The sequence below is a fragment of the Mesorhizobium sp. M7A.F.Ca.CA.004.04.2.1 genome (assembly GCF_004022825.1).
Classification (GTDB): Bacteria; Pseudomonadota; Alphaproteobacteria; order Rhizobiales; family Rhizobiaceae; genus Mesorhizobium.
In genome coordinates, this window is the sequence record NZ_RZPH01000266.1 from 1 (window position 1) to 6,265 (window position 6,265).

Genomic DNA, 6,265 nt, shown 5'->3' on the forward strand with positions numbered 1-6,265 from the left:
AGCAGGCCGTGGATCACCTGGGTAAAATTGGCCGGCAGGCCCATCAAATTGATCGCCGCGTTGATGGCCGAGAGCAGCAGCACGCCGGCATAGACGCCGGGCAGGGTGCCGACGCCGCCTTTGAGGCTGACGCCGCCGATGACGACCGCGGCGAAGGCGTTGAACAGCAGGCCGACGCCGAGATTGGCGGTGGCGCCCGACGTGCGGATCGCCAGCAGCCAGCCGGCAAGGCCGGCAATCGCGCCGGCAAGCACGAAGGCGATGATGAGATTGCGGTTCACCCGGATGCCGGCGCGGAAGGTCGCCGTCTCGTTGCCGCCGATCATCACCAGATGCCGGCCGAACGGCGTCTTGGCCATGATCAGCGAAAAGACCACGAAACAGCCAACCGCGATCCAGGCGGTAAGTGGCAGGCCGACAAGGCGCTGGATGCCGAACCAGCGGATGGCCGGTGCAAGATCCTGCGCCGAGCGGCCGCCCGACACGACCAGCACGAGGCCGCGCACCCAGATGTAGGACGCCAGCGTGATGATGAAGGCGCTCATCTTCACCTTGACCACCAGATAGCCGTTGAAGGCGCCGATGAGACCGCCGACGGCCAGCGCCAGCAGCAGCGAAACCGGAACCATCAGCCATTCGGGATGCAGTTGCACGCCCATGCCGATGCCCGACGAGCAGAACAGGATGCCGACCGCCATGGCGCTAAGCGCTGCGACGGATTCGACCGACAGATCCATGTGGCCGGCGATGATCACCAGCGCCAGGCCGATCGACATGACGCCGAGCACGCTGGAAGCCTCGATGATGTTGGCGAAGATGCCGAGCTGAAAGTAGTTCGGGACGAAGATGGAGAAGACCACCAGCACGAACAGCAGCATGAACCAGACGAGGTTGTCGAGTACGAACTCCAGGGCTTTGCGTGTGCGCGGGTTCATGGGCTGATCCGGTTGGCGCATGCCCCGCGAAATCAATTCGATTTCGTCGGGTTCGGGCGCGGATTCAAATTCGCCACGGCGTCTTTTGGACGCGGCGTCATGAAAGGGCAGGCTCCGGGCCGTAACGGCCCGGAGCGCTTTCAATGACTATTCGACCGATTTGACGGTGTCCGTCGGCGGCTTCTGGTTGCCCCAGAAGGCCGGGTTGTCGACGTTTTGCTTGGTGATGGCGTCACCCGGGATCTTGATGCTCGGACCCCAGGCTTCCTTGGTCACGGTCGATTTCAAGCCGAGCACGTCGTATTCACCGGGCTTGATTTCTTGCTTCTTGACGATCTTGTCCATGAACATCGCGACAGCCGCGGCCTGCGCGTAGAGCGGCTGCTCGATTTCGGCGTTGAGCCAGCCCTTGCGGATCAGGTCGAGGCCGACCGGAGCGCCGTTCGAGCTCATCAGCATGACGTCGCCCGGCTTCTTGCCGGCCGCCTCGAGCGAGGCGACGGCGGCGACCGACAGGTGCGCGGCATGGCTGAAGATCAGGTCGATGTCGGGGTTCGCCAGCATCTGGTCGGCAACGATTGTGCCGGCATTGCTGGCTTCCCATTGCATGGCCGGAAGCGAGATGATCTTGACGTCCGGCAACGCCTTCATCTTCTCCTCGAAGCCCTTCTGGATGTCGAGCGTATAGGGGTCGCCGGGGTCGCCGAGGACCTGCAGCACCTTGCCCTTCACCGAACCGTGCTTTGCCTTCAGCAGCTTCTCGGCCTGGTCCGCGGCTACGTAGCCGATCTCGACCGTTCCGGCGACAGAGGTGAAGTCGGATGGCGTCGAGGTGATCTGGCGGTCGAACTCGACCACCGGGATGCCGGCGGCCCGGGCCGCCTCGATCGACGGTTTCAGGGCATTGAAGTCGACTGCCGCCAGGATGATGGCCGCCGGCTTCAGCGCGATGACATCGTTCATCTGCGATTGCTGGGCGTCGGTCTTGTTGTCGGCGTTCAGCGTCTTCATCTCGTAGCCGGTCTGCTTCAGGAACAGTTCCAGCGCGCTCACCGAGCCGGTCTGGAACTCGTCCAGCAGCGTCGGCACCATATAGTAGATGATACCCTTGGACTGGGCGAATGCCGGCGTGAGCGTGGCAAAGGCCAGTGCAAGGATACCGAAGACAGCAAGAAGTATTCGCTTCATGTCGTTCGCTCCTCTTAAGCCGGACCCCTCTTTTGTCCCTCAGCCTGTCGGTCCGGCACCGGCAAGCGTCTCACCGGTGATCATGTTGATCACCGCATCGGGACTTGTTTTATTGCGTGCGACATCGCCGGCCACGACGCCCTGGCGGATCACCACGATCCGGTCGGCGACCTGAAAAGCCTGCTGCATGATATGGGTGATGATGACGACGCCGATGCCCTGGTTCGCCACTTGGCGGATCATGTCGAGGCCGCGCCGTGTCTGTTCGACGCCGAGGGCGGCGAACGGTTCATCGAGCAGCACCAGCTTGCCGCCCCAGTGCACGAAACGGTTGAGCTCGATGGCTTGCCGTTGGCCGCCCGAGAGATGCTCGACATTGGCCCGCAGCGAGGGAATGCGGGTGCCGGCATTGGCCAGCGCCCTTCCGACGACGGCTTCCATGGCGCGCTCGTCGAGCACGGGAATGCCGAGAAACTTGCGTGTGATCTCACGGCCCATGAAGAAATTGGCGACCACGTCGACATTGGTGCACAGCGAGAGATCCTGGTAGACGGTCTCGATGCCGGCCGCCTTGGCCTCGGCTGGTGATTTGGCAAGGAATTCCTTGCCCTCGAACAGCATGCGCCCGGAGGTCGGCTCCAGTCCGCCCGATATGATCTTCACCAGTGTCGATTTGCCGGCGCCGTTGTCGCCCAGCAGCGCCACGACCTCGCCCTTGCCGATCGAGAAGCTGATCCCCTTGAGCGCTTCGATCGCGCCATAGTTCTTGGTGACGTTGTCGAGCACCAGCAGGGGTTCACTCATGCCGCAATCTCCCTGCCTTTGAGAAGGTCGCGCTCGCGTTCGCGTTCGGCCGCGAACATCTGCCCGAAGCGAGGTGACAGCACCCCGGAAACCGCAAGGGCGGCGGCGCCGCGCAGCACGGAATGCTGTCCGCCGCGCGCGACCACAACCCTGGGCGTCGTGCGGTCCTTGCGGGCCGAGACGGAGTTGTGCAGGCCTCCGGCCGAACCAGCCAGCATTTCGAGCAGGTCGGTGGACGCCAGCCCGCCGAGGATGACCGTCTCCGGGTCGAACAGGTTCTCGATGACGGCGACGGCGTTGTGAAAGATCGGTGCGACTTCGGCGACCCAATCCGCCTCGCTGCCGTTCCAGCGCCGGCGTGCCTCGAGCGACAAATATCTTTCGAGACAGCCGCTGTTGCCGCACGGGCAGGCCTCGCCGCCCGGAATAACGGGAATGTGCCCGATCTCGCCGGCATTTCCCCAGGCGCCGCGCAAGGCGCTGCCGTCATGAACCATGACGCCGCCAAGGCCAACGCCGAAATAGAGATAGTAATATTCGGAAAACTGGGCGCCGAGGCCGTAGAGGCGCTCGCCCATGGCGGCCGCTGCCATATCGGTTTCAAAGAAGGCCGGCAATCCGGTGGAGGCCGCCAGCCGTTCGCGCAGCGCCACATCCTTCCAGCCGGTCATGGTGGTTGGCCCGACGAAACTCATGGACTCCACGTCGAATGGGCCGGGCAGGGCCATGCCAACGCCCAGCACCCGTCCGCCAGCCCGCAGTCTGGTCAATTCCACCACCATCGCCCCGATCAGCTCGAAGGCGTGGTCCGGCGCCGCGTTCGGCGCCTCGCGGTAGATGCTCTCGATCACGTCGCCGCTCAGATTGATCAAGGCGGCGCTGATACCAAGCGGAGTGATGTGGATGCCGACGGCATAGCCGCCATCGGGGTTGATCCGGAGCGTTGCCGGCGGCAGGCCGCGCCCCTTCGGCTCTTCGCGCAGCGACAGGATGTAGTCCTGATCTTCCAGTTCGCGAACGATGGTCGATACCGTCTGGACGGTGAGGCCGACGCGCCGGGCGATCTCGCCGCGGGCGATCGGTCCATGAAGGCGGATGGACTCAAGCACGATGCGCCGATTGTACGGCCGCCCGAACTCCTGATTGGTCCCCCGCAGTGCCATGCCTTGCGCCCCTTAGGAGAGCGCAGCTTTGCATTGCTTATTTATTCAGTCAAATGGAATTCAAAAATAAATTCACGCCGAAGTTTTCCTGGGGAAGGCCGTGGAGGGCCTATTCGGTTCAGGACCTGCCCACGCGTCGTCCTGGCCGATTGCCGCCGTGGCGAAACCCCTTCAATGGTGAGCGAACCCCGCGACCGTTGATCTGACAAAGATGGAGCAAAGATGATTGAATTGCCGTTTGCCCGAGACGAGTACCAACAGCGGCTTCGCAAGATACGCACCGAGATGGCGAAGCGCGGTCTCGAACTCCTTGTCGTCAACGACGTTGCCAACCAGCATTACATCACCGGCTATGACGGCTGGTCGTTCTACACGCCGCAGGTGGTGCTGGTTCCAATCGAGGAGGTCGAGCCGGTCTGGATCGGGCGCGCCATGGATGCGGCCGGCGGTCTTCTGACCGCCTGGATGAAACCGGAAAACGTGGTCGGCTTTCCGGAAGACCATGTTCAGCGCGTCGATCGCCATCCCATGGACTGGATCGCGAGCTGGATCGTCGCCAGGGGCTGGGGTGTCAGACATATCGGCATCGAACTCGAAGCCTATTATTTCTCCCCCAAGGCGCACGCCCGGCTTGTCGCGGGACTTCCAAATGCAAAATGGCATGATGCCGACCTGCTGGTGAACTGGATCCGCGCGGTCAAATCGGCGCCCGAGATCGCCTATTTGCGCAAGGCGTCCACCTTGGCCGAAGCGGCCGTCACGCGGGCCTTCGAGGTGATCGCACCGGGTGTTCGCGAGTGCGATGCCATCGCCGCCATCCAGGCGGCGCAGATCGCAGGCAGCCCGGATTTTGCCGGCGACATCACCGCTCTTCCACCGACAATCCTCGGTGGCGAGAATGCCTCGGCGCCGCACATCATGTGGAGCGACAGGCGGTTCGGAGACAACGAGACGATTGCGCTGGAACTTGCCGGCGTTTGCCGCCGCTATGCCGCCGGCCTCGCCAGGACCATGCAGCTTGGCAAGACGCCGACAAATGTTTCGGACACGGCAAAAGCGGTGATCGAGGGCATGGATGCGGTGCTCGACGCGGTCAAACCGGGAACATCAGCCGAAGCCGTCGAAGCCGCCTGGCGCAAGGTCATCCAGCGCTACGGACTGAAGAAGGAATCGCGCATCGGCTACTCCATCGGCGTCGCCTATCCGCCGGACTGGGGCGAGCATACGATCAGCCTCAGGCCGGGCGACAAGACCGTGCTTGAACCGGGCAATGTCGTTCATTCCATCCTCGGCATGTGGATGGATGGCTGGGGCATCGAGATCAGCGAGACCATCCTGGTCACCGAAACCGGCCATGAGACCCTGACGAAGTTCCCGCGAGAGATCCATGTCAAATCCTGAGGGTTCGGCCACGGCGGGTGGTGTTGCGAAAACCGTGACGACCGATATCGACGCCGGAATTCTCGATCGGATGATCGAGGTCCGCCGCCACCTGCACCGCAATCCCGAGCTTTCGAACCAGGAGGCCGGCACGCAGCGCTATCTCAGGCAGATGCTGGTGGATCAGGGAATTGCCGACATTCGCGACGTTGCCGGCTTTGGCCTTGCCGTCGATATTGTCGGCACCGGCAAGCCGTCGAATCGAAAGATCGCCATTCGCGCCGACATCGATGCCTTGCCGATCGAGGAGGCCTCCGGCGTCGATTATGCATCGACGAATCCAGGCGTGATGCATGCCTGCGGTCACGACGCCCATGCATCGATGGCTTTCGCGGTGGCCGCGCATCTTCACCGGTCGCGGGACAGTTTTGGCGGCACCGTTCGCCTGATCTTCCAGCCGGCCGAGGAAGACGAACCGTCGGGCGGCAGGCGGGTGGTGGAAGAGGGGCTTCTCGACGACATCGATGCCGCCATCTGCGTCCACGTCGATCCCTACACGCCGTCCGGCAAGGTTGCCGTCGGCTCTGGTCCCTACACTCTGGCCTGCGACACGTTCGATGTGGCCGTCATCGGCTCGGCCGCGCACGCGGCAAAACCGCATGAAGGTGTCGATGCGTTGGCCGTGGCTTGCTCCCTGGTGAGCGAATTGCAGAAGATCGTTTCGCGCGAGATCGACCCATACGATCCGCTGGTGATTTCCGTGACGGCCATCAATGGCGGCAACGCCTATAATGT

6 protein-coding genes are annotated in these 6,265 nt (G+C 63.0%); 2 read left to right on the forward strand and 4 right to left on the reverse strand.

Features of this window, described 5'->3' with window-relative positions; translation table 11 throughout:
- The 4 genes from EN893_RS14180 to EN893_RS14195 all read right to left on the reverse strand — a co-directional run.
- Window positions 1–935, reverse strand: a 935-nt coding sequence (locus EN893_RS14180) for an ABC transporter permease (protein ID WP_164900849.1), incomplete at its 3' end; no start/stop codon positions are given.
- 147 nt (window positions 936–1,082) lie between these two features.
- Window positions 1,083–2,123, reverse strand: a complete 1,041-nt coding sequence (locus EN893_RS14185) for a sugar ABC transporter substrate-binding protein (RefSeq protein WP_127270911.1) — start codon at window positions 2,121–2,123, stop codon at window positions 1,083–1,085.
- A gap of 39 nt (window positions 2,124–2,162) precedes the next feature.
- A complete protein-coding gene (locus tag EN893_RS14190) occupies window positions 2,163–2,927 on the reverse strand; it encodes an ATP-binding cassette domain-containing protein (protein ID WP_127268132.1) in 765 nt (254 codons plus the stop codon).
- The gene (locus EN893_RS14195) at window positions 2,924–4,090 is read right to left on the reverse strand and encodes an ROK family transcriptional regulator (RefSeq protein ID WP_127268133.1); all 1,167 of its coding nucleotides are present in this window, start codon (window positions 4,088–4,090) and stop codon (window positions 2,924–2,926) included. Before EN893_RS14195 ends, EN893_RS14190 begins: the two co-directional genes overlap by 4 nt.
- Before the next feature lie 222 nt (window positions 4,091–4,312).
- Between EN893_RS14195 and EN893_RS14200 the strand changes: the two genes are divergently transcribed.
- A complete protein-coding gene (locus EN893_RS14200; RefSeq protein ID WP_127270913.1) occupies window positions 4,313–5,491 on the forward strand; it encodes a M24 family metallopeptidase in 1,179 nt (392 codons plus the stop codon).
- The coding region (locus EN893_RS14205) for an amidohydrolase (RefSeq protein WP_164900850.1) at window positions 5,478–6,265 on the forward strand (788 nt) is incomplete at its 3' end. The genes EN893_RS14200 and EN893_RS14205, both read left to right, overlap by 14 nt.

Bases quoted from the DNA above. Each gene is read 5' to 3' on its own strand.
- EN893_RS14185 (WP_127270911.1), bottom strand. From the start codon at position 2,123: ATGAAGCGAATACTTCTTGCTGTCTTCGGTATCCTTGCACTGGCCTTT.
- EN893_RS14190 (WP_127268132.1), bottom strand. From the start codon at position 2,927: ATGAGTGAACCCCTGCTGGTGCTCGACAACGTCACCAAGAACTATGGC.
- EN893_RS14195 (WP_127268133.1), bottom strand. From the start codon at position 4,090: ATGGCACTGCGGGGGACCAATCAGGAGTTCGGGCGGCCGTACAATCGG.
- EN893_RS14200 (WP_127270913.1), top strand. From the start codon at position 4,313: ATGATTGAATTGCCGTTTGCCCGAGACGAGTACCAACAGCGGCTTCGC.